General features: G+C 67.8%; 25 protein-coding genes. 20 read left to right on the forward strand and 5 right to left on the reverse strand.

What is annotated here, in order from left to right; all coding sequences use genetic code 11:
* The first annotated feature begins 100 nt into the window (after nt 1-100).
* The 4 genes from J2S53_RS20070 to J2S53_RS20085 all read left to right on the forward strand — a co-directional run bounded on the left by J2S53_RS20070 (nt 101) and on the right by J2S53_RS20085 (nt 5,858).
* Nucleotides 101-1,765: a BCCT family transporter gene (locus tag J2S53_RS20070; RefSeq protein ID WP_456242287.1), complete on the forward strand. Its 1,665-nt coding sequence runs from the start codon at nt 101-103 to the stop codon at nt 1,763-1,765.
* A gap of 594 nt (nt 1,766-2,359) precedes the next feature.
* Nucleotides 2,360-2,728: a hypothetical protein gene (locus J2S53_RS20075; protein WP_456242288.1), complete on the forward strand. Its 369-nt coding sequence runs from the start codon at nt 2,360-2,362 to the stop codon at nt 2,726-2,728.
* A gap of 404 nt (nt 2,729-3,132) precedes the next feature.
* Entirely contained in the window at nt 3,133-4,452 is a 1,320-nt protein-coding gene (locus J2S53_RS20080; RefSeq protein WP_456242289.1) for a M20 family metallopeptidase, read from the forward strand.
* Between the two features lie 161 nt (nt 4,453-4,613).
* A complete protein-coding gene (locus tag J2S53_RS20085) occupies nt 4,614-5,858 on the forward strand; it encodes a M20 family metallopeptidase (RefSeq protein ID WP_456242842.1) in 1,245 nt (414 codons plus the stop codon).
* Between the two features lie 165 nt (nt 5,859-6,023).
* On the opposite strand, the gene J2S53_RS20090 is transcribed toward J2S53_RS20085, so the two are convergent.
* Together J2S53_RS20090 and J2S53_RS20095 are read right to left on the reverse strand one after the other, a co-directional pair.
* Nucleotides 6,024-6,230 (reverse strand): DUF397 domain-containing protein, encoded by a 207-nt coding sequence (locus J2S53_RS20090; protein ID WP_092974672.1) that lies wholly within the window; start codon nt 6,228-6,230, stop codon nt 6,024-6,026.
* Between the two features lie 17 nt (nt 6,231-6,247).
* The gene (locus J2S53_RS20095; RefSeq protein WP_456242290.1) at nt 6,248-7,117 is read right to left on the reverse strand and encodes a helix-turn-helix domain-containing protein; all 870 of its coding nucleotides are present in this window, start codon (nt 7,115-7,117) and stop codon (nt 6,248-6,250) included.
* Nucleotides 7,118-7,470: 353 nt separating this feature from the next.
* On the opposite strand from J2S53_RS20095, the gene J2S53_RS20100 reads away from it, so the two are divergent.
* The 3 genes from J2S53_RS20100 (at nt 7,471) to J2S53_RS20110 (ending at nt 9,772) form a co-directional block, all read left to right on the forward strand.
* Entirely contained in the window at nt 7,471-7,659 is a 189-nt protein-coding gene (locus tag J2S53_RS20100; RefSeq protein ID WP_456242291.1) for a hypothetical protein, read from the forward strand.
* Nucleotides 7,660-7,732: 73 nt separating this feature from the next.
* On the forward strand, nt 7,733-9,028 hold the full coding sequence (gene hisS, locus J2S53_RS20105) for a histidine--tRNA ligase (RefSeq protein WP_456242292.1): 1,296 nt from the start codon (nt 7,733-7,735) through the stop codon (nt 9,026-9,028).
* Nucleotides 9,029-9,136: 108 nt separating this feature from the next.
* Nucleotides 9,137-9,772, forward strand: coding sequence for a hypothetical protein (locus J2S53_RS20110; protein ID WP_456242293.1), 636 nt, complete (start codon nt 9,137-9,139; stop codon nt 9,770-9,772).
* A 303-nt stretch (nt 9,773-10,075) separates the two neighbouring features.
* Here the strand turns inward: J2S53_RS20110 and J2S53_RS20115 are convergent, their stop codons facing one another.
* Nucleotides 10,076-10,306 carry a hypothetical protein gene (locus tag J2S53_RS20115; RefSeq protein WP_456242294.1) on the reverse strand — a complete coding sequence of 77 codons (231 nt, stop codon included), beginning with the start codon at nt 10,304-10,306 and terminating at the stop codon, nt 10,076-10,078.
* Nucleotides 10,307-10,660: 354 nt separating this feature from the next.
* On the reverse strand, nt 10,661-11,119 hold the full coding sequence (locus J2S53_RS20120) for a gamma-glutamylcyclotransferase (RefSeq protein ID WP_456242295.1): 459 nt from the start codon (nt 11,117-11,119) through the stop codon (nt 10,661-10,663).
* Between the two features lie 423 nt (nt 11,120-11,542).
* Between J2S53_RS20120 and J2S53_RS20125 the strand changes: the two genes are divergently transcribed.
* The 4 genes from J2S53_RS20125 (at nt 11,543) to J2S53_RS20140 (ending at nt 16,054) form a co-directional block, all read left to right on the forward strand.
* Nucleotides 11,543-12,946, forward strand: coding sequence for an NAD(P)H-quinone dehydrogenase (locus J2S53_RS20125; RefSeq protein WP_456242296.1), 1,404 nt, complete (start codon nt 11,543-11,545; stop codon nt 12,944-12,946).
* A 352-nt stretch (nt 12,947-13,298) separates the two neighbouring features.
* Nucleotides 13,299-13,706, forward strand: a complete 408-nt coding sequence (locus J2S53_RS20130) for a thiol-disulfide oxidoreductase DCC family protein (protein WP_456242297.1) — start codon at nt 13,299-13,301, stop codon at nt 13,704-13,706.
* A gap of 312 nt (nt 13,707-14,018) precedes the next feature.
* On the forward strand, nt 14,019-14,930 hold the full coding sequence (locus J2S53_RS20135; RefSeq protein WP_456242298.1) for a neutral zinc metallopeptidase: 912 nt from the start codon (nt 14,019-14,021) through the stop codon (nt 14,928-14,930).
* 239 nt (nt 14,931-15,169) lie between these two features.
* A complete protein-coding gene (locus J2S53_RS20140) occupies nt 15,170-16,054 on the forward strand; it encodes an MIP/aquaporin family protein (RefSeq protein ID WP_456242299.1) in 885 nt (294 codons plus the stop codon).
* Nucleotides 16,055-16,072: 18 nt separating this feature from the next.
* On the opposite strand, the gene J2S53_RS20145 is transcribed toward J2S53_RS20140, so the two are convergent.
* Entirely contained in the window at nt 16,073-17,377 is a 1,305-nt protein-coding gene (locus J2S53_RS20145; RefSeq protein ID WP_456242300.1) for an aminodeoxychorismate synthase component I, read from the reverse strand.
* Between the two features lie 161 nt (nt 17,378-17,538).
* Between J2S53_RS20145 and J2S53_RS20150 the strand changes: the two genes are divergently transcribed.
* From J2S53_RS20150 to J2S53_RS20190, 9 genes are all read left to right on the forward strand, one after another.
* Nucleotides 17,539-18,207 carry a Maf family protein gene (locus tag J2S53_RS20150; protein ID WP_456242301.1) on the forward strand — a complete coding sequence of 223 codons (669 nt, stop codon included), beginning with the start codon at nt 17,539-17,541 and terminating at the stop codon, nt 18,205-18,207.
* Nucleotides 18,208-18,272: 65 nt separating this feature from the next.
* Nucleotides 18,273-18,368, forward strand: coding sequence for a putative leader peptide (locus J2S53_RS20155; RefSeq protein WP_425427425.1), 96 nt, complete (start codon nt 18,273-18,275; stop codon nt 18,366-18,368).
* Between the two features lie 156 nt (nt 18,369-18,524).
* Nucleotides 18,525-19,916 carry a dicarboxylate/amino acid:cation symporter gene (locus tag J2S53_RS20160; protein ID WP_456242302.1) on the forward strand — a complete coding sequence of 464 codons (1,392 nt, stop codon included), beginning with the start codon at nt 18,525-18,527 and terminating at the stop codon, nt 19,914-19,916.
* 395 nt (nt 19,917-20,311) lie between these two features.
* Entirely contained in the window at nt 20,312-22,099 is a 1,788-nt protein-coding gene (locus J2S53_RS20165) for an acetyl/propionyl/methylcrotonyl-CoA carboxylase subunit alpha (RefSeq protein WP_456242303.1), read from the forward strand.
* A gap of 50 nt (nt 22,100-22,149) precedes the next feature.
* Nucleotides 22,150-22,545 (forward strand): DUF1707 SHOCT-like domain-containing protein, encoded by a 396-nt coding sequence (locus J2S53_RS20170; protein WP_456242304.1) that lies wholly within the window; start codon nt 22,150-22,152, stop codon nt 22,543-22,545.
* Nucleotides 22,546-22,679: 134 nt separating this feature from the next.
* Nucleotides 22,680-23,321 carry a DUF3558 domain-containing protein gene (locus tag J2S53_RS20175; RefSeq protein ID WP_456242305.1) on the forward strand — a complete coding sequence of 214 codons (642 nt, stop codon included), beginning with the start codon at nt 22,680-22,682 and terminating at the stop codon, nt 23,319-23,321.
* Nucleotides 23,322-23,501: 180 nt separating this feature from the next.
* Nucleotides 23,502-23,882, forward strand: coding sequence for a PE domain-containing protein (locus J2S53_RS20180; protein ID WP_217643365.1), 381 nt, complete (start codon nt 23,502-23,504; stop codon nt 23,880-23,882).
* Between the two features lie 28 nt (nt 23,883-23,910).
* A complete protein-coding gene (locus J2S53_RS20185; protein WP_456242306.1) occupies nt 23,911-24,804 on the forward strand; it encodes a PPE domain-containing protein in 894 nt (297 codons plus the stop codon).
* Nucleotides 24,801-25,613, forward strand: a complete 813-nt coding sequence (locus J2S53_RS20190; RefSeq protein ID WP_456242307.1) for an ESX secretion-associated protein EspG — start codon at nt 24,801-24,803, stop codon at nt 25,611-25,613. Before J2S53_RS20185 ends, J2S53_RS20190 begins: the two co-directional genes overlap by 4 nt.
* Nucleotides 25,614-25,685 lie beyond the last annotated feature (72 nt).

Raw genomic sequence — 25,685 nt, forward strand, 5'->3', positions numbered from 1 at the left:
GAAGCCACCACAGTGGCCGAACGCGTCCGTTGCGATCTTTGGTTGCTTACGGCGCAGATGGCAATTGTGTCGATATGCGCTGGAAAGGTGACGTACAGTAATGAAACAGCATCTGAAAGAGCACACCAATCCCCCGGTGTTCATCACCTCGGGGATCCTGGTGATCGCTTTCGTGCTTTGGGGTGTGCTCGCTCCGGCGAATCTGAACACCGTCTCAAGCAATGTGAATAGCTTCATCACCACCAACTTCGAGTGGCTCTACATCCTCTCGGCCACGTTCTTCGTGGTCTTCGTGCTGGCGATCATGGTCAGCCGCTTCGGAACGATCCGGATCGGTCCCCCGGAATCCCGGCCGGAGTACAGCAATCTCGCCTGGTTCGCGATGCTGTTCACCGCCGGTATGGGTATCGGCCTGGTCTTCTACGCCGTCGCCGAGCCGGTCTGGCACTTCGGGAACCCGCCGATCGGTGAGGCCGACACCCAGGCCGCGGCGCAACGCGCGATGAACTTCACGTTCTTCCACTGGGGCTTGCATCCGTGGGCGATCTACATCGTGCTCGGCCTCGCACTGGGCTACTTCGCTTTCCGCAAGGGCCTGCCGCTGCGTCCGGCCGCCGCCTTCTACCCGCTGATCGGCAACTGGATCTACCGCTGGCCCGGGCACATCGTCGACGTGCTCGCGGTGTTCGGCACGCTGTTCGGCCTGGCGACCTCGCTGGGGCTCGGCGGTAACCAGGTCGGTGCCGGTCTCAACGCGGTGTTCGGCATCGAGAACACCACGATGCTGCAGGTCATCATCATTCTGGCGATCACGGCCGTGGCCGTGGTCTCGGTCATGTTCGGCATCGACAAGGGCATCCGGAACCTCTCGCTGATCAACCTGTGGTTGGCGTTCGTCCTGATGCTGTTCGTGTTCTTCTTCGGTCCCACGCTGGACCTGCTGAACATGCTGGCCAGCAACGTCGGCTACTACTTCCAGCACCTGCCGGAGCTGAGCTTCCAGACCTTCCCGAACAACGGCAACGGCGGCGCTCAGGCGTGGCAGGCCGACTGGACGCTGTTCTACTGGGGCTGGTGGATCGCCTGGTCGCCGTTCGTGGGTATGTTCATCGCCCGGATCTCCTATGGCCGGACGATCCGCAACTTCATCGGCGGCGCCATGTTCGCCCCGGTCGGTGCCTCCTTCGTGTGGCTGAGCATCTTCGGCAACTCCGGCCTGCGTAGTGTGCTCTCCGGCTCCGAGGACGGTCAGGCACTCGCCGATGCCGGGTTCAACAAGGCGATGTTCGTGTTGCTGGACCAGCTCCCGGTGGCCGACATCTTCTCGATCCTCGCCTCCGTGCTCGCGGTGGTCGTGGTCGTGCTGTTCTTCGCCACCTCCTCGGACTCCGGTTCGCTGGTGGTCGACATCCTCACCAACGGTGGCGACCCGAATCCGAAGTGGCAGCAGCGACTGTTCTGGGCGATCGCGGAAGGTGTCATCGCCTGTGTGCTGCTCGCCGCCGGTGCGGCCGCCGGCGCCGACGCACTCGGTGCGCTGCAGACCGCCTCGATCGTGACCGGGCTGCCGTTCTGCATCGTGCTGTTGCTGATGTGCCTGGGTATCGCCAAGGCGCTCAGCCAAGAGCGGCCCAACTTGGCCGTGCAGCGTGAGCCCAGCCCGGTGGAGGGCATCCGCAGCAGTGCTGCCAGGACGCGTTCGGGCGCGAGCACCGGTAGTGGTTCCGGTTCGGACGGCTCCGGCAAGAGGGACTCCGACTCCTGAGCTGAGCCCGTTCGCTGAAACAAACGGGGCTTCCCGGGCACACCGGCCGGGAAGCCCCGTTTTCTTTTCGAGAGTGCTGGGGGGCGGCGTAGGTGGGTGCTTGGCGGAACCTCTCGCACGGCTCTCGCCGCGGGGCCGGCGACATCGGGTAGCGACCTGCACAACGTCTCCGGCGTCCTCGCGAGAGCCGCACGGGAGAACCCGCGGTCGGTCCTGCTGCGAGGGTGGTCGGGGTTCGATCCGCATGGGTGGTCGGAGTTCGGCGCTGCGTCGAAGTGACGCGGCGATTTGGCGGGAAATCGACGGCGCTCGGAGTGCGGGGATCCGACCGACGTGCCCGGGAACCGTGTGGCGGTTTTCACAGGGGTGGTTCCCTCGTTCGGTTGGCTTTCGCGCCGGCAGGAAGTTCCAGGCTTTACACGTTCGAGTGACCATTGATGGTCGTTCTGCTCCGATCTGGGGGATTTTTCGCTGAAAAGTCACTCATGGTGCCCAATATGGTGCAATGGTCACACTTAAGAGTGGCCACGGTTGGAGGTTCGGTTGTCTGTTGCGTGTGCTGTCCGAAAGCGACCCACGAGAGCAGGCGATCGTGTGACCGAAGCCACGCGACGCCGTTCGGCGCCGGTGCGCCTGTTCTGCTCGTTGCTGTTCTGCTTCGCGATCCTCCTCGCGGGGCAGTCCGGAGTCGCGGTGGCCGCCGAATCCCAAGTCCGTCCGGTGGTGGCCGAGTCCGCCACCTCCGAAAGTCCGAGCCGCGCTACGCACGGCGTCGCGTCGCGTGAGGACGGTCACACGGTGGCGCAGTCGGAGGGGAACTCCCCCTCTGACGATCCAGAGGGCGGGCAGGACCGCAGAACCGTGATCGGCGCGCTCGGTGTCGTCCTCGTCGTCGGGGTACTGTTGCTCCGTCGCAAGCGCGGCAAGCAGTCGCTCATGGTTCGGTGGCGCAAACGCAGCTGAACCCCCGCTTAACAGAACTCACGGTCTGTTTTGCGTGAATTTTCCGTCACTTGGACTAGACCTGAGCGAAATCCTGTGGGAGTTTCACAGTCGACGGATCGCGTGGCGAACCGACGACACTGTGACGTTGTCGGAATTCGCCTCTCGACTTCGGGCACTGGCCCGGAGAAGTGGGTCGGCGCCGGGAAGCCCCCCGACCGGTGCCGATCCACCCGACACCCCGCCCCACAGCGCGCATCCGCCCTATGGCGCCGCTCGTTCACCGGTGGCCGTGTGACGGCTTCGTCCGGTCTTCGGTCCCTCTGAACTCCTTCACCCGTTCGGCGCGCCGAAGCGACCGGTGAGCTATCCGAGGCGCGTCCGAGGCGGCCACAAGTGCTCGTATCCTGCACTATGGGTCGCAAATGAGTACCGAATCCCCGCACAACAGTGGTCACGACACGGTTCGTCCGGCGAGGGACCCGTTCGGTTCCGCCGGGCCGGAACCATCGGCGGGTGACCCGGGCCTCGCTTCGGCGTGGCGCGCCGCGGTGGACGAGTACCGGGCCGAGCTGCTGGGGCTGTCGCACGGTCTCCACGCCGACCCGGAGGTCAGTTTCGCCGAGCACCGTGCCGCCGAAACCGTCGCCGGGACACTCGCCGCGCACGGTTTTCGCGTCCAGCGACCGGTGGCCGGACTCGACACCGCTTTCACCGCCGATTACGGCTCGGGGGAGTTCGTCGTCGGGCTTTGTGCCGAGTACGACGCGCTGCCCGAGGTCGGCCACGCATGCGGGCACAACATCATCGCGGCCTCCGCCGTCGGGGCCGCGCTGACGCTGGCCGAGGTCGCCGAACGACTCGGAATCACCGTGCGTGTGCTCGGTACCCCCGCCGAGGAGATCGGTGGTGGCAAGATCACGATGCTGGAGGCGGGGCTGTTCGATCCGCTGGCGGCCGCTCTGATGATTCACCCCAGTCCGGCGGAGGTGTGTGCGCCGCGTTCGCTGGCCATCACCGATCTGCGGGTCAGCTACACCGGGCGTGCGGCGCACGCGGCCGCGGCTCCGGAACTGGGGGTCAACGCGGCGGACGCGCTCACGGTGACCCAGGTGGCCGTCGGTCTGCTGCGGCAGCATCTGGAAGCCGGTCAGATGGTGCACGGCATAGTGACCTCCGGAGGGGCCGCGCCGAACATCGTGCCCGAGCGGGCCGCGGCTGAGTACAACCTGCGAGCGGCCGATCCGGAGTCGTTGGCCCGGTTGGAGGACCGGATACGCGCCTGCTTCGAGGCGGGGGGCACCGCCACCGGCTGCTCCACGGAAGTGGTGCGTGTCTCGCCCGTCTACACCCAGCTGTCCTCCGACGAGTGGCTCGCTGATGCGTACCGCCGCGCCGTGGTCGACCTCGATCGTGATCCGGTCGCGCGTGCGGCGGAACGCGAGGGTGTGATCGGCAGTACCGACATGGGCAACGTGAGCCTTCGGGTACCCGCCGTGCATCCGATGATCGCTCTGGAGTGCGGGGATGCGGTCAATCACCAGGCCGAGTTCGCGGCGGCGTGTGCCTCACCCTCGGCCGACAGAGCCGTCCTCGACGGTGCCGCCGCGCTCGCGCGCACCGCGGCGGCTGCCGCTCTCGACGGGGACCAGCGAGAGCGCTTGCTGGCCGCCGTCCGCAATCGAACCGCTTCCGGGTTTCGACGGTTGTCGAACCGATTCTTCGCGTCGGGAGGCGTGACGTGACCGCGTTGGATTCGCTAGGTCCGAACACCCACGGTGGTAACTCCGTGGTCGACCATCCACCCGCAGACCCGCTCGCGGAGGAGGACGCCGCGCGGGCACCCGGTGACCCCGGTGGCAGGTCCTTCCGGGCGGACTCCACGACCGCCGTCGTCTCCAACGGGCTGGAACGCGCCACGAGCGAGACCATCGGTCCCGTGCGATCCGGGGTTGCGGATCCGGGACAAGGGCGCGGGCCCGCCTGGCTGGACGAGTGGATGGCCGACAACTCCGATCTCGTCGTGGCCTGGCGCAGGGAGCTGCACTCCAATCCCGAGCTCTCGCGCGCCGAACACCGCACCACGAGGCTGTTGGTCGAGCAGCTCGAATCGCTCGGTCTCCGTCCCCGCAGACTGCCGGTCGGGACCGGGCTGATCTGTGACATCGGGCAGGAGACCCACGTCGCCCGCACGATCGCGCTGCGTGCCGACATCGACGCGCTGCCGCTCACCGAATCCACCGGTCTGCCGTTCGCCTCCAACACCGAGGACGCGGCGCACTGCTGCGGCCACGACGCGCACACCGCCGTGCTGTTGGGGACCGCGATGGCGCTGGCCTCGGCTCCCGGCGCGCTGCCCGGCCGAGTGCGGTTGATCTTCCAACCCGCCGAGGAGGTCATGCCCGGTGGCGCGCTGGACGTGCTCGCCGCGGGTGGGCTCGACGGTGTCGACCGGATCTTCGGGTTGCACTGCGACCCGCGGTTGCCGGTGGGCACGGTCGGGACTCGAATCGGAGCCCTCACCTCGGCCAGTGATCCGGTGGAGGTGCGGCTGACCTCGCCGGGCGGTCACACTTCCCGGCCACATCTGACCGCCGACCTGGTGCACGCGTTGGGGACGTTGATAACCGGGTTGCCGACGCTGCTCTCGCGCAGGGTGGATCCGCGTACCGGGACCGTACTCGCCTGGGGCGCGGTGCGTTCCGGGGAGGCACTCAACGCCATCCCGCAGGAGGGAACCCTGCGCGGCACGCTGCGCACCGCCGACCGTGACACCTGGGCCGAGCTCGGTCCGCTGGTGCAGGAGCTGGTCCAGGGGCTGCTGGCTCCACTCGGGGTCGGTTACGACCTGCAGCACCGGCGCGGTGTGCCGCCGGTGGTCAACGACGCGGAGAGCACCCGGCTGATGCGAGCGGCCATCGGTGAGGCGCTGGGGGAACAGGCGCAGAGCGGTACACCGCAGTCCTCCGGCGGTGAGGACTTCGGGTGGTACCTGGAGCACGTGCCCGGGTCGTTCGCCCGACTCGGCGTGGCGGGTGAGGGAATGCCGGCGAACGACCTGCATCAACCGAACTTCGTGCTGGACGAGCGCGCGCTGTTTGTGGGCGTTCGGACGATGGTCCACACCGCGTTGACCGCGTTGCGGGAGTAGGGAAATCCACCTTCCACTGTCTCCTGTGCGGATGGTGCTTCGTCCCTGATTTCTGTCCTGGAGTATCGTTTTCCTTGCGTCGACGAGCTTTCCCTGGGCAAAACGGCCCGCTTTCGGTTTACGCGTGGGGAATGCCGGAAGCGGGCCGTTCCCGTTCGAGCAGGCTCAGGTGAGACCGTTGTTCTCTCGCTTGATCGCACCCAGGAACGATGCCCATTGGCCGCTGCCGAACACGAGCGTGCCGCCGTCGCGGTTCTTCGTGTCGCGTACACCCGCGAAGCCGGGCACGAGTGCTGCTTCCACACAGGCATCCTGTGTTTGGCTGCGACTGCTCTTGAACCAGTGAGCGCCCTGCAAGTCAGGCTTGTGCACGGTGTGGGACCTTTCGCTTATGTCTCGGGGGCATACGACTGCTCGGCCACTGAGCGGATCAGTTCCAAGGATTCCCTGGGGCCCACTGCGGCGGCTTGCAGTCGGTTCCACAAACTAACGTAGTCGCTCACGGCCTCCTTGCTGTCCAGGTATCTCGCATCGTCGAATGATTCGACGTAGACGAAGTCCAGGTCGGGTGTGGTACCAGGTGAGGGGATTGTCAGGATCGTGAAGTCGTAGCTGATCGCTCCCGCGTACGTCTGAGCGTCGAAAGGTATGACCTGCATGTGGATGTTGTCTTCCAGCGCCAGGTCGTACAGATAGTCAAGCTGCTGTCGCATGACCCCGCGATCGCCGATCTGCCGACGTAGACACGACTCGGAGAGTACGAAGGATGCCGAGGGTGGGGTCGACCGGGTGAGGATCGACTGCCGCTCCAGTCTGGCGGACACCGCCGCGTCCACATTGCTGTCATCGGCTCGTGGCGAGGACGTCTCCAACGCTCGGATGTATGCCTCTGTCTGCAGGATACCCGGCATGATTTCGCCACGAGCCTGACGTATGTCGCTGGCGTCGGTCTCCAGGTCCACGTACTGCCGGAACCAATCGGGGAAGACCGACCGGTAACCACCCCATCTGCCGCGTGCGCTCCGGGCGCGTGCCAATTCGAGCAACCAGTCCTTGTGTTCCTGCGTGTCACCGTACTCATCGAGTAGCAACAGCAGATCGCCCTTGGTGATACCGGATTGGCCCAGCTCCAAGCGGCTGATCTTCGTGGTTGCGCAGTCGAGGATGCGTGCGGCATCCGCCTGTTCGAGGCCTGCCGCCTGACGGGCGTGGCGTAGTTCGTTGCCGAGCTGCAACCGCCTGACCGTGGGTGTGGCCATCCGTGTCCTCCAGGGGTGCCGAGTTTCTGCCGGGCACATTGAAGAGTGTCAGCGGGTTGGCGGGCATGCCGTGCGAGCCACGGATTTCGCGCCGAGGGCGGCTGCGTCCCTTCCGCTGATCGCCACGTCTCCGAGGAGACCGATCCGGTGGAGTGCCTGATCAGTGAGTGTGGCGAAGTACTGCCGCTGGCGTTCGTGATGCATCACGACGGCGGACAGCGATGCGCCGCGTGTGCGCGTCTCACGTGCTTGTCCGGCTCGTCACGTCTACACGAACCAGATCGACCAGAGCCCGGCCTACCGTCGCTGCCCCGACCTTCGGCGGTGGGCCGGTTCCATTTCGAGGACGACTCATGCCCGAACCGCGTGGCTACATGCTGGCTATGAGTGGTGACCTGAACCCGGACCTTCTGACTCGTAACCATTTCCGTCCGGGCGCGGACGTGGCCGGGTCGCAGAGTAGTGAGTGGTCGTCCCAGTGGGCTCCGCCCGCGCCTGAGCTGCTGCGAGAGGTTCTGGACGGGTTGAGCAAGCTCACCTGACGCACCGTGCTGTCGGAGGCGACCGTTACGCTTAGTGCGATCCCGTAGTCATCGAGTCGCCCGAAGGATCACCGTGAGCGAGTACCTGTCCACCGAGCCCTACCGTGGAACCCGCGACTTCCTGCCCGACGAGATGTCGGTGCGCACTCAGGTGTTCCATCGGCTCTACGAGGTACTCGAACGTTACGGCTACCAGCGCTACGACGGTCCACAGTTGGAGCCGGTCGAGATTTACGAGTCCAAGTCCAGCCAGGAGATCGTCAATCAGCAGCTCTACACGCTGACCGATCACGGTGGGCGACGGCTCGCGCTGCGCCCGGAGATGACTCCTTCGGTGGCGCGCATGATCGCGGGCAACGCGGGGTCGCTGACCTTCCCGGTGCGCTGGTACAGCCACCCGAACTGTCACCGCTATGAGCGCCCCCAGCGCGGGCGCGTGCGTGAGCACTGGCAGATCAATGTCGACCTGTTCGGCTCGTCCTCCACGGCGGTGGAGGTGGAGTTTTTGGAACTGATTCACGACATGATGGCCAGCTTGGGCGCGAGCACCGACATGTGGCGGTTGAGGGTCAGCGACCGAGTGCTGTTGGACGCGCTGCTGACCCACATCGTCGGCGTTCCACACGACAAGGTGCGCGAGACCGCGAACCTGCTGGACCGCTGGGAAAAGGTCAGCGCCGACACGCTGGCCGAAAGTGCCACCGAGATCGGCCTGTCGGAGGAACAGTTCGCCCGGCTGGCCGAGGTCGTCAAGGACGGTCGCGCCGCGATCGAGGAACTTCCCGTTGAGGTGCGCAACCAGTCCCGACTCATGCAGGTGCTCGACACGAGTGCGGCCGAGCTGATCGAGTTCGATCCGTTGATCGTGCGCGGGTTCGACTACTACACCTCCACGGTGTTCGAGGTGTTCGACACCGACCCGAGTAACCGCCGGTCGCTGTTCGGTGGTGGCCGCTACGACAACCTGGTGGGCCTGTTCAGCAACAAGGAGATCCCCGGCTTCGGGTTCGGGATGGGTGACGTCACGATCATCGACTTCCTCGACACCCACGGCCTGCTGCCGCGGCCGCGCACCGATGTGGATGTGGTGGTGATCCCCACAGAGGAACAGTTGTTCGATCCGGCGCGACGCGCTGCTCGGGTCCTGCGGGACGCGGGCCTGCGGGTCACCACGCCGCTGGATACGCGCAAGCTCGGCAAAGAGATCCAGCGCGCCGACAAGGCCGGTGCGCGAGCGGTGGTCATAGTCGGTCCGGACGACTGGGTATCCGAATTGGTCACCGTGCGGGATCTGGCCAGCGGGGAGCAGCATCAGACGACGTTGCACGCGCTGGATTCGTCCGTACGGGCGATCATTCCGTCCGAGTGACACTCGTTTGTGAGCGTATGACCCACGGTCGGGAGTCCGGGCTGAAAAATAGGTTCCTATTTAAGCTGTTGCGGTATCAGGATTACCGAAAAGTGAAGATAGGTTCCCATGCCCCTGAGCGGTACCCAGTTCCTCAACGGCATCGCAGAGCACGGTATCCCCGCGACTTGGGACGAGTTCGGCACGTACATGTCGCAGGACGGCGCGCTCGTGACTCATCTCGTCGCGGCGGTGCGGGAAGTCCACAACACCGGTAGCGATCAGGCGCGGGACGCCACCCTGCGCCTGATCGATGAGAAGCGGGGCAACCTGGCCGCTGCCCGGAATCCGCTCGCCGACCGGATCGTGGCGTATCGCGAGTCCGGTCGGTGGGCGAAGCTGGACGCGGTGGTGCGATCGGTCGATGTGGATCAACTCATCGACAGCATGCGTGTTCACTTCGGCTTGCACTCGTTCCTCATCGCGCTGGAGTCGGTGCGCTTCAACTTCGAGTACGTGCGCCAGTACGGCTTCGAGGCGTTCTACCGGATGACCGATGAGTACCTGTTCGAGATCGAACGGCTCACCACCGAGGCCCGGACGGCGTTCGAGACCGAACCGATTGGCGAGAGTTTCCCGCCGTTCTGGCTCTACAAACTCGACATGGTGAGTACGGAGGTTCCGTCGCATTGCCACATCTGCCAGAACCTGATCACCTTCGCCGAGCGCGCGCTGGATGATGATCGCGGCAGTTCTTTCGCGTAGAACGCGATGAACAGGGGTTCGTTCTTGCTGCGATCACACGGAACCCTTGACGTGGAGTAGTCGCTCTCCGGTCCGTTGTACAGGCCGGACCGGGATCCTCGTAGCGGATTCCTCGTCGCACTGCTCGCTGCCGGGTCGTACCGGGTTTCCCTGCGAAATCACCCGTCCGGGGTGTATCACCGCGTGCCGTTCGGCTCTCTTGTCGGTATGAGCGAACGAACGGAACTAATCCTGTCGCGAGACCGGTGCGATGCCGAGCTGCTCGCGGCCGTACGTGCTGCCGGGGCGTTGCCCCGGTGTCGGCTACGCGCCCGGTTCGGGCAGCGCCGACTGAGCGCCGCGTTGTCCCGTGGAACGGTGGCCGCGCAGTGGCCGGGAGTGCTGGTGCCTGCCGAGTCGCTGCACCAGCCGCGCACCCGCGCCCTGGCCGCGCTGTTGTGGGGAGCGCCCGGGGCGGTGCTGTCGGGGCCGACAGCACTCGCGGTGCACGGCTGTGCTCCCGTTCCCACCACGACGTACCTCACCGTTGTCCACGACAGGCGGCCTCCGAGGGGAAGCGGACTCGTGGCCCGGCAGAGCCGGGTCCGCGAGTCCGAGGTGATGGAACTGGACGGGCTGCGCACCCAGGTGCTCGACGTCGCGCTGACCGAGGTGTTGTGCACGGCGGGCGACGCGACGTTCGCCTCGGCGTGCCTACGGTGGACGCTTTCGGCGATGACGCCCGCCGCGGCGCGCCAGCTCGTCGAGCTGGTACGGCGGCGCATCGCCATCAGGGCAGATCGGCGCGGCACGCGCCGTGCTCTGGCGCTGCTCGCGGCCTGTCGTCGGGTCGACGGCCGTGCCGATGACCGGATCGTCCCCGAGGGGGTCGCCGAAGGGACGGAGGGCTCAGCGAGCCGGGCCGGTGTTGCTGCAGGGCAGGGTGCGCAGTTTGGTCACGTAATCGTTCGGCGCTCCGGCCCGCTCGGCGGCCTCGGCGATCAGTCCCAGGTAACGCGCGGAGGGCAGACCGCCCTCGTAGGCGTCGAGCACGTACAGCCAGGCGAGTGTCGGACCGTCCAGGGTGTGGATCCGTAGCCGCAGTTTCTTGTGCAGTCCCAGGTCCGAGCCCTCCCAGCGGTCGAGTTCCTGCTCGTCCTCGGGGCTGACGTCGTAGAGCACGGTGAAAACCTGCGCCTCCGGCTCCTCGACGATCGTCGCGAGTGCCCCTTCCCAGCCCACGTCCTCACCGCCGAAAGTGAGCCGCCAGTCCATCAACCAGCCTGTTCCCGTCAGCGGCGAGTGGGGAGCGCGTTGCAGCATCTGGGCCGGATCCATGTTGGATCCGTAAGCGGCGTATAGCGGCACGGCTCACAGGATAACCACGCCTCGATCCGTTGTCCCCTCCAGCTGACCGTGCTCGGTTCGCTACTTCGTGTGCTCGTGTGACACGCGGCTTCCGGCGGGTACCGGTGGGCCGCGCGAGCGGGGTGGCGGCGTACCGTTGGGCCGGCGGTTGCGAGCCCGGGACTAGGGGTGCGAAATGGTCTCTACCAATTCCGGGCGAGAGCGATTCCGTCTCGCACGGCCGCGAGCGCACCCGAGCGCCGTGGTCGCCGCGTGGTGCCGGACGGCGGTTCGGAGCGCGAGCAGCGCGGATCCGAGAACACGGTCCTGTGAGCGTGCCTACTCGATGTCGGTCCTCCCGGAGCGAGAACCGGTGGGAGGTTCCGCCAAGCAAGTACCCCGGCCAACCCGGGGTGGCAAAGTCCTATGAGGAGGTAGAGCGAAGTGTCCCGCATCGTAATCATGGGAGGCGGGCCCGCGGGCTACGAGGCCGCCCTCGTGGCCGCCCAGAACGGGGCTGACGTCACGCTGGTCGAGGCCGAGGGACTGGGCGGAGCCTGTGTGCTCTACGACTGCGTGCCGTCGAAGACCTTCATAGCCTCCGGGGGCGCTCGCTCTTCCATCCGTGATGTGCAGGAACTCGGCATTCGGGTCAAGGAAGGTGCCGCGGACGTGGACACGGCCGTGGTGCACGGCAGGGTCAAGGGGCTCGCGCTGGCGCAGTCGGCCGATATCCGTTCCCGGGTCCACCGGGAGGGTGTCCGGATCCTGGGTGGCCGTGCGCGGTTCGTCGACGAGACACAGGGACTGGCGCAGCACCGGATTCGGGTCGACCTCAGCGACGGCGGGCAGGAGGAGCTCGTCGCCGACTCCGTCCTGATCTCCACCGGCGCGACACCGCGCGTGCTGCCGGGAGCCCAACCCGACGGCGAACGCATCCTGACCTGGCGACAGCTCTACGACCTGCCCGAGCTCCCCGAACACCTCGCGGTGGTGGGTTCCGGCGTCACCGGCGTCGAGTTCGCATCCGCCTATGCCGAGATGGGCGTGAAGGTGACGCTGGTCTCCAGCCGTGACCGGGTGCTGCCGCACGAGGACGCAGATGCCGCCGCTGTGCTGGAGGAGGTGTTCTCCGAGCGGGGAGCCAGCGTGGTCAAGCACGCCCGCGCCGATCGCATCGACCGCACCGAGTCCGGGGTGCTGATCCACCTCAACGACGGGCGTCAGATCGAGGCCAGCCACGCGTTGATGACCGTGGGATCGGTGCCCAACACCGCCGACATCGGGCTGGACCGCATCGGTATCGAACCGGACCGTGCGGGCTACATCCCGGTGGACCGGGTGTCCCGAACCAGTGCGACCGGCGTCTACGCGGCCGGGGACTGCACCGGCGTGCTGCTGTTGGCCTCGGTGGCCGCGATGCAGGGGCGGATCGCGATGTGGCACGCACTGGGCGAGGGGGTAACCCCGATCAAGCTCAAGACGGTGGCCGCCAACGTCTTCACCCATCCCGAGATCGCGACCGTCGGGATCAGCCAGCAGGCGATCGAGTCCGGCGAGGTTCCCGCCCGAAGCGTCGTGCTGCCGCTCTCCGGTAACCCCCGCGCCAAGATGGAGGGGGTTCGCCGCGGCTTCCTCAAGGTCTTCTGCCGTCCGGCGACCGGTGTGGTCGTCGGTGGCGTGGTCGTGGCCCCCAACGCCAGTGAGCTGATCCTGCCGTTGGCGCTGTCGGTGCAGAACCAGGTCACAGTGGAGGACCTGGCCAACACCTTCTCGGTGTACCCGGCGCTTTCCGGGTCGTTGACCGAGGCGGGGAGGCAACTCATGCGCCACGACGATCTGGATTAGTGAGAGTCGGTGCCGCGCTCTCCGCGGCTGGTTGCGTGGCGGAACCTCACGAGCCGTCTCGCTGCGGGAGCCTCGACATCGGGTTTACTACACAATGTCGAGGCTGTCCTCGCGAGACGACCCGTGAGAACCCGCGGCGGTGCGTGTTGCGTGCGGGGAGGGGCGTGGCGGTGCGAGCTGCTTGGGAAGTTCGTGGCAAGCGAGCTGCGTTGGTGACCGTTCGGCGCTGCGCGCCGAGACGAGGTCGTGGCATCGGGTTCGGGCCGGGAGCGCCGCTGTTGGCTCCCGGGGATCAGCGAGGCTTCCGCGTCTCGGTGTGCGGTGCGGGGGTGGGGTGCGGGACATTGGTGTCGTGACTGAGCTTCCCGCGCTGATCTACGACGGTGACTGCGGGTTCTGCACCCGCAGCGTGCGCCTGGCCGACCGGCTTCCGGTTCGGGTCAGTTCCGTGCCCTGGCAGGAGGCGAATCTGGAGTGGCTGGGAGTGCCCGAACAGCGGGCGCGGAACGAGGTCGTGTTCGTCGACGAGTACCACCGACTCCACGGTGGGGCCGCCGCGGTGGCGACGTTGCTGCGGCACTGTCGGGGTCCGTGGCGGCTGGCCGGATCCGTGCTCGCCGCGCCGGTGATCCGCTCGGTGGCGGATGCGGTTTACCGCCTCGTGGCGAACAACCGGCACCGACTACCGGGTGAGACTCCTGCCTGTCAGCTGCCGCCCGAGCGCCGTCCCGGCAAAGCCGAGCGAGACTCCGGCCGCTGATCGAAGTTTTCCGGTCGGGTTGTCGGGTTGTTCGCTTGGCGGAACCTCCTGCCGGTTCTCGCTCCGGGAGGCCCGACATCGGATGGCGACAACCGGTCGATTGGGACTTACCGTGTAACGGTTCGACATCCACTCCGGAGCTCGCCGCGGCGCCCCGCATGGTTCCGTGCCTGGTCAGTACCGGTTCCGGCTCCGAAGGCCCCCGGCCGCGACCACCGAAAACCACGAGTCCGGTGTCACCCTTTCGTGGATAATCATTCGGGATTGTCGCTGCCGAGTGTCCCGCGGACAGGCGGGTAGGAGAGAGTGAAGGTGTTTCGGAGAAGACGTGGCGGCGCGGTCCCCGATCCGTGGGAGGACGATCGGCAGCCGGGCAACTCGCCGTTGGCGATCTTCGGTGTACTCGGTGTCGTGTTCCTGATCGTGCTGCTGGCCGTGGTGGCCGAGCCGGGCAAGCTGTTGGCCGGTGGGGGCGAGGACTCGGAGACCACCGAGGTTCCCGAGATGCGTGACGGCGTCCCGCAGCCCGGATTCGAACCCGTCGCGCTGTTGGAGGACAACCCGCTCAATTCGGAGAACGCCTCACTGGAGCCCGCCGACTGCCGCCTGCCGGAGCTCGCCGAGTCCGAGACCCGGATGCGGCCCTATTACGATGCTGCAGTGCGCTGCCTGAACACTCTCTGGCGCCCCGTTGTCGTCCGGGCCGACCTGAGCTGGGCACCACCCGAGGTGAGCCTGCGGTCCCGAACGAGCGACTGCAGTGAGACCGAGGGTACGAGCCGCCCCACCGCCTTCTACTGCGACGGCACCATCCACATGCCCCGCCAGTGGGTGCTCTCCGACATCGGCACCCGGGAGCCCGCCCACCTGATACTGCTGGCGCACGAGTACGGCCACCACGTGCAGCAGCGTGCCGGGATCCTGCGCGCTTCCACCGTCCGTCAGGAGGGGGTCGAGGTACGAAGTCCGGAGTGGTTCCGGATCTCGCGTCGTCTCGAGCTGCAGGCCGACTGCTATTCCGGAATGTTCATGGCCGCCGCCTCCGAGGGCGGGGTGTTGCGGGAGCGCGTCGCGGAGCGGTTCGTCTCGGCAGCGGGAAGCACCCAGCTCGGCGACACCCACGGTTCACCGGGCAACCAGCGGGACTGGAAGCTGACGGGTTTTCGGGAACGCACCACCGCTGCCTGCGACACGTGGAACGTCTCCGCCGAGCGGGTGCGCTGACTCCGCCATCCCGTTCCCGCCGGTCTCGGCTGTCCGGCGTTCCTCCCGGTGTTCGGTTACGCTTTGTCCGTCCGTTCGCGCGGAGCGTGTGATCACCGCTCCGGCAGGAACGGAACCGGGGATTTCCGACTGGGAGAACTCCGGGCTGGGGAACTCCGGGCTGAAGGGCTCAGGACAGGAGGACTCAGAACGGGGGATTCCGGGCAGACACCACACGGCCCTCCGGACGGGGAGGATCGATGTCCGAAAACGTCGCGCACGCACGAACACACTGGCGTTACCGACGGGGACTCGGTGGCGAGATGCTCGCCGAGGTGCTGGGGACCTTCATCCTGTTGCTGCTCGGTTGTGGCGCCGTCGCGGTGGCCGTGGCCGCGCTGCCCGAATCGGGCCGACAGGTGACCGACTTCGGCCCGGCCAACTGGCTGATCATCATCTGGGGCTGGGGCTTCGGCGTGGTCTTCGGAGTCTACGCGGCGGGTGGCGTCAGCGGGGCGCACATCAATCCCGCCGTGACCCTCGCGTTCGCCGTTCGCAGGGCCTTTCCCTGGTACAAGGTGGTGCCCTACTGGTTCGCCCAGGTCGTGGGGGCGTTTCTGGCGGCGGCGCTGGTCTACGCGGTCTACGCGCCCGCCATCGATTCCCTCAACGCCTCCGAGGGGCTGGCTCGCTCCGAATCGCTGGACACCTTCTCCATCTTCGCCACCTTCCCCGCCGAGTACTTCGGCGGCTGGTGGGGGCCATTTCTGGACCAAGTGGTCGGCACCGGGATTCTGGTGTGCCTGATCTTCGCGTTGATCGACACGCGCAACATGGCTCCCTCCTCCAACATGGGCCCGTTCCTGATCGGGATGGTCGTCACCGTGATCGGCCTGACCTTCGGGCCGAACGCGGGCTACGCCATCAACCCGGCGCGCGACTTCGGTCCGCGGTTGTGGACCTTCGTGGCGGGCTGGGACGAGATCGCCTTCCCGGGCAGCTACGAGTGGTTCTCGTGGTACTTCTGGATACCGATAGTGGGGCCACTCGTCGGTGGTGTGATCGGTGCGGTCGTCTACGACCTGTTCGTCGGTCAAGTGCTGACGGAGCGGGCGAAACCCGAGGTGGGCCGCGTTCCCGAATGAGCCCCCCGGCCGGGAAACCTACTCGCCCGTCCGTTCCAGCAGCGAGAGCAGTGGCGCCGCCTTGGTCAGGCACTCCTGCCACTCCGCGGTCGCGTCCGAATCGGCGGTGATCCCGCCGCCCACTCCGAAGGCGACCTCACCGGCCGAGTACTCCAGTGTCCGGATGGCCACGTTGAGCTCGGTGCCGCCCACGGGCGAGGACATGCCCACGGCACCGCAGTAGACCTCCCGGGGGTCGGACTCCAGCTCGGAGATGATCTCGAGCGCACGCACCTTCGGAGCACCGGTTACCGAGGCGGGCGGGAAGGTGGCCCGCAGCAGCTCGGCGTCGCCGGTATCCGGTGGCAACTCCGCCCGCACCTCGGAAACCAGGTGCCACACCCCGGGATGCGCCTCGACACGCAGCAGTTTCGGTGTTGTCACGGTGCCGGTCCGGGCTACCCGCCCCAGATCGTTGCGGGACATGTCCACGATCATCACATTCTCGGCGATGTCCTTGCGCGAACCGCGCAGCACATCGGCGTTGTGGTCGTCCTCGGGGCCGCGTCGCGGCGTGGTCCCCTTGATCGGGCTGCTCCGCACCACCCTGCCGTGCCGGGCCAGGAACAGTTCCGGCGAGAGCGAGGCCACCGCGCCCCAGTCCCCGGCCACATAGGCGGCTCGGGCCGGATCGAACCGCGCGCTGCCGGTGGCGAACAGCTCCAGCGGACTGCCGGTGAACGGCACCGCGAACCGGCTGCAGATGTTCGCCTGGAAGATCTCGCCGTCCGCGATCTCCTCCACGCAGCGCCGCACGGACTTGCGATGTCGATCGGCGTCGGGCACGACGACCGTGCCCGCGCCCGCGGTGTTCCCGGCCTCCCGGCCCGCCGCTTCCGCGACGAGCGCACCGAGTTCCTCGGCCAGGGTGCGCGGTTCCCCCTCGGCGATCGTCTCGAACCACCACTGCCCCCGCCGGTCGCGCCGCAACACGTGATCCGTCCAGCCCCACGCCGCCACCGGGAGGCGTCGCCTGTCGGGGCGTGCTCCTGCCGGATCGGTCAGCTCGTAACCCAGATACCCGATCCAGCCCCCGCCGACAGCGTCCTCCGGGACTCCGGGCTCACGGGTGACCTCCGGCTGCCGGTCGATCACGTCGAACGCGGTGTCCGGCTCGACCGGAAGTACCCGGACCGAGGGAACCAGAACGGTGCTCCCGCCGAACCAGCTGCCCGTCAGCGCCGCGGGGGGTGGCAGCCCGCGATCACTGGCACGTCGTTCGAGAGCACGCAGCACGTCGGTGGCTGCCGCGGCGCTCTCGAGGGGCCGGACGACTAATCGCACACCGCCAGTATGCAACCGTGCCGAACAGTCGTCCCGGGCTCACCCGAATCGGGTAATTTCGGTCACCGCTGTCGGCGGGTCGCTCGTCTCGGTCGCGGGCCACCGGCTTGACGGGACCACCGCGGCGAACCGTTCGGCTGTTCGCGACTACAGTCCTCGGTGTGCGTTTGGTACTGGCTTCCGCGTCGCCCGCCCGCCTGTCCGTGCTCCGTAGCGCCGGGGTGGAGCCGGTGGTGCGGGTCTCCGGGGTCGACGAGCACGCGGTGACCGCCTCGCTGCCCGAGCCCTCGCCCGCCGAGGTCGTCACCGCCCTCGCCCGTGCGAAGGCTTCGGCCGTGGTGGATCAAGTGGCAGCCGAGTTCCCGGACGCGGTGATCGTGGGCTGCGACTCGATGTTGTGGACCCCGGGCGAGCACGCGGACGAACTCGTGGGCAAGCCCGAGACCCCGGAGCTGGCCGCCGAGCGCTGGGGGCGGATGGCCGGCGGCACCGGCAGTCTGCTGACCGGCCACGCGGTGCTGCGGCTGCGGGACGGCACGACGGTGGCCGAACACAGCGATCACCTCGCCACGACTGTCCGATTCGGTCGACCTTCCCGCGCCGAACTGGACAGCTACATCGCCACCGGTGAGCCCATGAAGGTGGCGGGCGGGTTCACCCTGGACGGATTCGGTGGCTGGTTCATCACCGGAGTGGACGGCGATCCCGCCAGCGTGCTCGGCATCAGCCTCTCGCTGACCAGGTCGTTGCTGGCCGAGGTCGGGGTCAGCGTGGTCGCACTGTGGAACGCACCGAGCGCCGAGCGTGATGAGGCCGCCGTGCCGGAGTGAGCACGGTTACATCCGGTGCTTTCGCGGAACAAAACGAAATCGCGGCGCCGTTGACCACGACCGCGATGGCACCTTCACCCCGCCGGGCCCCGGCGCTGTACCTGACGCAACGCCTGCACGTCGATCTGCGACGGCAGGCCAGTTGTGTTTGTCGCCCGTGATTCCTCCGGGCGGAGTCCTCTCCTACCGACGGCGGTGATCGCTGCCCCCGAACGCGCGATCCCGTTCGACTCCTCCCGAGCCGATGCCGTTCTCGTGTCCGTTCCTCGACCGCCCCGCCCACGGCGGTCGAATCCGTGAATCTCCGGGAGACAACCGTGTCCGACGTCGAATCCCCGCGACCAGCTCGTTTCCGGTTACGTTTCAATCCCAAGGTGTTCGGGCTGGCGGTGCTCGCCTCGCTGGTGCTCGGAGCCCTGCTCGGTTGGGTCGCCGACTCGACCGGAGCGGACTGGCTCGTCACCACGCTGGACACCATCGGGTCCACTTTCACCAAGCTGCTGACCTTCACGGTGCTGCCGCTGATCTTCACCGCGATCGTGCTCGGCATCACCAGTCTTCGTTCCGTGGGCGGCGGCCGGACCGCTGCCCGCCTCGGCGGCAAGACCGCCGTGTGGTTCGCCGCCACCTCGTTGATCGCGGTGCTGATCGGTATCGGGGTGGCCAATCTGCTGCGTCCCGGCCAGGGGCTCGACATCTCGCCGGACCAGCAGCGCGTCGACGAGGTCAACGAGATGACCGGCGGCTCGTGGCTGGATCTCGTCACGGGGCTCGTCCCCGAGCACCTGGTCGGCGCCTTCGCCAACGGTGAGACGCTGCAGGTCGTGTTCGTCTCGCTGCTCGTCGGGGCGGCCGCCTACAGCCTGGGGGACAAGGCAGGACCGTTCGTAGAGTTCAACCGGGCCGTGTTCGAGATCATCCAGCGTGTGCTGGGATGGATCATCCGGCTCGCGCCGCTCGGAACCCTCGGACTGATCGGCAACGCGGTGGCCAGCTACGGCAACGAGTTCTTCGTCCCGCTGCTCAAGCTCACGGGGGCCACCTACCTGGGGTGCGCGTTGGTGCTGTTCGCCGTCTACCCGCTGTTGCTGTGGTTCGTGGCCAGGGTCAGCCCCGCGAAGTTCTTCGGGAAGGCGTGGACGGTGCTCCAGTTCGCCTTCGTCTCCCGCTCCTCCGGTGCGAGCCTGCCGCTGAGCCGCCAGACCGCGGTCAACCTCGGAGTGGAACGCTCCTACGCGAGTTTCGCGGTCCCGCTGGCCACCACCACGAAGATGGACGGCTGCGCCGCGGTGTACCCGGCGGTGGGCTCCATCTTCATCGCGAACCTGTTCGGCTTCCACATGGGGCCGGTGCAGTACCTGACCATCGTGGCCGTCGCCGTGTTCGGCGCGATCGCGACCGCCGGCGTGACCGGCTGGTTCACCATGCTGACGCTGACCGTGGGGGCGCTGGACTTCCCGCCCGCCATGATCGCCACCGGGATCGCCATCGCCTACGCGGTGGACCCGATCATGGACATGATGCGCACGATGACCAATGTGGCCGGTCAGATCACCGTGCCCACGGTGGTCGCGCGTACCGAGGGGCTCCTGGACGACGAGGTGCTGCGCGCACCCAGCTCCCCACCGCTGTTCGACGGCCCGGAGGAGCCGACGTCCGCCGACTCGCGGGGGACCGGCACGGGTGAGCCCGTTCCGGCGAGGGCCTGATCGAAGTTTTCCGGTCGGGTTGTCGAGCCGCTCGCTTGGCGGAACCTCCCGCCGGCTCTCGCTCCGGGAGGCCCGAGATCGAGTAGGTACTACGCCACTCGACAACACGACCGGAAGGCACCAGTGATGGATCCGTCGTGCTCCCGCTCCCCGGCCGATCGTGCAGCTTAACTCTCCGAGAGCCCGCTTGACCGGCAACGTCGCGACGAACGGTGCCGTGGCCTGGTCGGACCGGTTTCGGAGGTCAGCCGCCCCGGACGGGGAGTGGGGGCGGAACGTCCGGTCCGGCTCGCCCGCGGTTGTGTCCGTTCGTGCTTCGGCGGGCACCTACCCAGGTGAGGTGTCGAGCTCTTAGACTCTTGAGCGGCCCACGCTGTCGTGACAGGAGGTACGAGGTGCCCGAGCAGGACTCGACCACGCGTAATCGGATACGCAAGGTGCTGGTCGCGAATCGGGGTGAGATCGCGGTCCGCGTGGTGCGGGCGTGTGCGGATGCGGGCATCGGTAGCGTGGCGGTCTACGCGGAGCCCGATTCGGAGGCACCGTTCGTCCGGCTCGCGGACGAGGCGTTCGCACTCGGGGGAACCACCGCGGCCGAGAGCTATCTCGACATCGCCAAGGTCATCGAGGCCGCCCGGCGCAGCGGCGCCGACGCGGTGCATCCCGGCTACGGTTTCCTGTCGGAGAACGCCGATTTCGCCCAGGCGGTGCTGGACGCGGGCCTGACCTGGATCGGCCCGTCGCCGCGCGCGATTCGGGATCTGGGGGACAAGGTCACCGCTCGGCACATCGCCACCAAGGCGGGCGCGCCGCTCGTTCCGGGAACGCAGGATCCGGTCTCCGGCTCCGACGAGGTCGTCGAGTTCGCCAAGGAGAACGGTCTGCCGGTGGCGGTCAAGGCCGCGTTCGGCGGCGGTGGGCGCGGCCTCAAGGTGGCCCGCACCATCGAGGAGATTCCCGAGCTGTACGACTCGGCGGTTCGGGAGGCCGAAGGGGCTTTCGGCCGCGGGGAGTGCTTCGTGGAGCGCTACCTCGACCGGCCGCGCCACGTGGAGGCGCAGGTGGTGGCCGACCAGCACGGCAACGTGATCGTGGTGGGCACCAGGGACTGCTCGCTGCAGCGCAGGCACCAGAAGCTGGTGGAGGAGGCCCCCGCCCCGTTCCTGACCGATGACCAGCGGGAACGCATCCACTCCGCCGCCAAGGCCATCTGCTCCGAGGCGGGATACCACGGTGCGGGCACCGTGGAGTTCCTGGTCGGTGAGGACGGCACGATCTCGTTCCTGGAGGTCAACACCAGGCTGCAGGTCGAGCACCCCGTCTCCGAGGAAACCACCGGCATCGACCTGGTGCGGCAGCAGTTCCTGATCGCCGAGGGCGAGCGGCTGGAGTTCACCGCGGATCCACCCGCGCGGGGGCACTCCATCGAGTTCCGCATCAACGGTGAGGACGCGGGCAGGAACTTCCTGCCCACCCCGGGCACGGTCACCGGGTTCGTGCCGCCGGCAGGACCGGGTGTTCGGGTGGACGCGGGTGTGGAGACCGACAGCGTCATCGGCGGCCAGTTCGACTCGTTGCTGGCGAAGGTGATCGTCACCGGTGCCGACCGCACCGAGGCGTTGCAGCGTTCCCGCCGCGCGTTGGACGAGATGGCCGTGGAGGGCCTCGCCACGGTGCTGCCGTTCCACCGGGTGGTGCTGCGCGATCCCGCCTTCACCGGCGCCGACGGTTTCACCGTGCACACCCGCTGGATCGAGACCGAGTTCGACAACACCATCGAACCCCACACGGGCGGCACCGACGCGGGGGAGAGCGAGCAGCGCCAGCGCATCACCGTCGAGGTCGGTGGCAGGCGGCTGGAGGTCTCACTGCCCGCGGGGCTGGGTGCGAACGTGGGGGGAGCGGACCCCGCACCGGCCGCCAAGCCCCGTAAACGGCGTTCCGCCACCTCGGGGGCGGCCCCGTCCGGTGACGCGGTGACCGCCCCGATGCAGGGCACGGTGGTCACCGTCGCCGTCGAGGACGGGCAGCACGTCGAAGCGGGCGATAAGCTGGTGGTGCTGGAGGCCATGAAGATGGAGAATCCGGTTACCGCGCACAAGAGCGGAATGGTCACCGGCCTCAAGGCGCAGCCCGGTGACTCCATCAGCCAGGAGACGACGCTCTGCGAGATCAAGGACTGACCGAACTACCTCCGGGCGACAACACGAGCGGAAAAGCTGGGTGAGCACCGTTGGCCGAGCGGGGCGATGGGGTTCGTATCGGTGATCAGGACCGCGATCGGGTGATCGCCCTGCTCGGCGAGCACTTTTCAGCCGGAAGGCTGGAGATCGACGAGTTCGACGAGCGGTGCACGCGGGCGGCCCGGGCGCGGTTCCGCGCGGACGTGGCGGTGTTGTTCGCCGACCTGCCCGCTCCTTATCCGGAGGTGCTGGTTCCTCGTGACTCCGGTACGACGTCCGAACCGGAGCGGGAAGGTGCGTCGCGCGCTCCGCGTGCTCGGCGCGGCGCGTTGCTCGGGATCTCCGTCGCGGTCGCACTGCTCGGTCTGCTGGTGGTCACCAGGCAGTTCTGGGCGCTGCTGCCGATGATCGGTTTCGTCTTCGTCTGGTTCGGCACGCGCAAGTGACCTGTCGACCCCCACGGGGCGGAGCTCGGGATCGGATTCGCCGATGGGCGTTTCGTCGACCCGCCGACCGGTCCGGAGTTCCGAGTGGAGTGCGTGGCGTACACCCGCGGTGTTCGGTGGGTTAAGCTTGCGGCATGCGCAGCCGGATGACCGCTGCACGGTTTCTGCTCGCCGGGTTGGGCGGTGTGCTGTTCCTGCTCGGTGGATGTGCGGTGCTGCCGACTCGTGATACCGCCGACAGCGCGCCGATTCCGCCCGAGCCGATCCCGTTGCCCGAGCGCGAGAGCGGTTCGTTGCCGCCACGCCCCACCGAGATCTCGTTGCGGGGGCTGAATCCCTGTGGGTTGCTGACAGTGCGGCAACGTAGCGCGCTCGGCTTCGACCGCGACCCGTTGCCAGGAGTGGAGGAGGGATTCGACAACGCTTCCACCTGCAGTTACCGGAACAGCCGGGCCAAGGTGGGGGCCCGGTTCGCACTGGTCACGGGTGAGGACATGAATGTCTGGACCAGCGACACCGCACAGGTCAGGGCGACTCCGGTGGTGCTCGACGATTTCCCGGCACTGGTGATTCGCACCCCCGGTCTGCGACTGGCCTGCAACGTGGCCGTGGACGTGGCGGAGGGGCAGCACCTGGACGTGCTGTACCGCGACGACGGTGCCGATCGTCCGGCCACGTTGGACCAGCTGTGCGCGGGCGCGCGCCGGGTGGCCACGGCGGCGGTACGAACGCTGCGGGGCCCGGTCAGCACCGACTCCCCAGCGCCCGGCGGCTGACTTCGTGCGGTCCGTGGCGTCGATTTCTCGCGAAAACGCCGCACTCGCACCGCCGAGCTGACCGAGGTAACAGCTTCCGAGTAACGTTGCGTGTCTAAATCTTGCCGCTATCGGACTACTGCCCATCTCCCTCATGAGCCATTAGAGTGTGCTGGCGGATTTCCGATAGTGGAGGCGATCGTGCCGAATGGTTCCGAACTGGACGGTGTGACCGATTCGCCCTCCGCCACCGAGGCGGTGGGAGCCGGATCCGTACGCGTCGAGCCGTCAGCCATCCCGAACCTGATCAGCTCGTTGCAGTCCTCGTTGGACGCCGTCGGTGTGCAGATCGAGCACGCCATCACCGAACTCCGGATTCATCCCTGGGCCGGGGACCCGGTCAGTACCGGAGTCGCCGCGAAGTTCAACGAGCACTCGGTCGGTGGCGATCGGGCAGCACTGACCGCGTTGTACGGGTACCGCGACCGGTTGCAGTCCGCTTCCGACGCGTTGCGTGCGGTGGAGCGCCGCTACTCGGAGACCGAGGACGCCAACACTTCCCGGATGCGGACGGGCTGCTGACCGGTCGAGTTCCCGTGGGAGGACGTCGATGAGTGACCACCGTTGGCAGGGTTACACCCATGCCGAGCTCTTCGAGCTGCTGCACCAGGGGCCCGGTCCCTCGGCTTCGGGGTCTTCCGCGCATCGGTGGCGCGAGTTGGAGACCGCCTTCCGGGAGATCGACGACGGCATGGCCGCCGCGCTGAAGGCGGTTGCCGCGGACTGGCAGGGCGAGGCCGCCGACAGTGTCCGCCGTGGACTGCTACCGCTGCACGAGTGGGCCGACGAGGTCACGCTGGCCGCGGCACGGATGCGGCAGTGCTCCGAGCACCAGGCCGAACTCGTCGCCAGGGCCCGGGCCGAGATGCCGCCCCCGGTCCGGGTGACGTCCGAGGAGCCGAACGCCTTCACCTCGACCCTGGTTCACCTGTTCGGCGGGCAGACCGACTACGAGCTACGCGAGCAGCAGCAGCACGCCGCCGAGCAGCGCGCGTTCGACGTCATGCGCCGCTACCAGGCGGCTTCCGAGACCAACACCACCTCGCTGGCCTCCTTCGAGACACCACCACAGGTGGTGGTCGACGCGCCCGCCGGGGCCCCTTCGGGCGGGAGCGGGAGCGGCCGGGGTGACATCACGATCTCCTGGACCAGACCGCACTCGGAGGGCGCCGTCACCGGCAGGGGCGGTGCGGGCGGGGGTAACGCCACTCCGAGCTCCGCTCGTCCCACCGGTGGCAGCCCCGGGGGCGGTTCCCCTCGCTCCGGTTCCGTCAACGGAGCCCCGACGAGTACCCACGGCACGGCGTCACCGCGATCCTCCCGCCTCGCGCGGGAGGAGGAAAGCGAGATCTCGGTCGAGGCCACCGAGTCCGAGGGAGGGACCGGCCCGTTCGACGAACACCGGGTTTCCGCTCGTCCGGTCATCGGCGGTGAGCCCTCGTGACAGGAGTCTTCGGCGCGGACGATCCCGTCGAGCCGATCTCGTTGTCGGACCTGGAGTTCGACGTGTTGCTGGAGCACCTGGGCATCGCCGATCCGCCGCTGGTGCTCAAGGTGCCCTCACCGGGCAGAACCCACGAGCGGCGCCGCGAGCTGTGTGAAGCGGCCTGGCGCTCGATGAGCGAGCGCGGGTTGTGCGTCGGAAACACCCCGGTCGACTCGCTGCGACGGATGATGTCGGTGCTCGAAGCACCCACCCGCGAGGTGGACGGCCGCTGCTGGTTGGGCCGTGGTGTCCGGGTGCTGGCGGCGGCGCGTGGGGAGGGCGACTCCGCCGAGGCGGTACTGGCCGTCAAGGACGAACAGCGGCTTCTGCTGCGTCCGGCGGCAACCACCGGGCTGGCCCGTGAGGCGCTGTCCGTGCTTCCCGAGGTCGCCGCGGGAAACGGACGTTCGGTCAGCCTGCCGAGCGCGGATCTGGAAGCGGCGGCTGCCGAAGCGGATGACGATCTCCCGACGCTGCGTGCCGCGCTGTCCGCACGCGGGGTGCGCGCCGACGAGGCCGATGTGCTGGTGGGGATGCTGGACGGAGTGCACGCCAGCGGCCAGTTCGGCGCCGCGGTCCGGCAGGGGGCCGCGGTGCGGCACCGCGCCGAGCACGTGGTCGGTTTCTTCGACTCCCGCGCCGGTCGCCATGTCCAGTTGCGGCGCGACACCTCCTCCGGCGAGCCGTGGAGCACCGTCGCGCCCGTGGACCGGCGCGGTCTGGTGAACCGGGTCGCGGAGCTCGCGACGGAACTGCTGCCCGCCTGATCGGCCGCTCGGCCCGACGGTGGTCACCCGGTGGTGCGGGAGCCGGAACAGCTCCCGCACCGCCGGGCTGCG

The organism is Actinopolyspora lacussalsi (assembly GCA_030803735.1).
GTDB lineage: Bacteria > Actinomycetota > Actinomycetes > Mycobacteriales > Pseudonocardiaceae > Actinopolyspora > Actinopolyspora lacussalsi.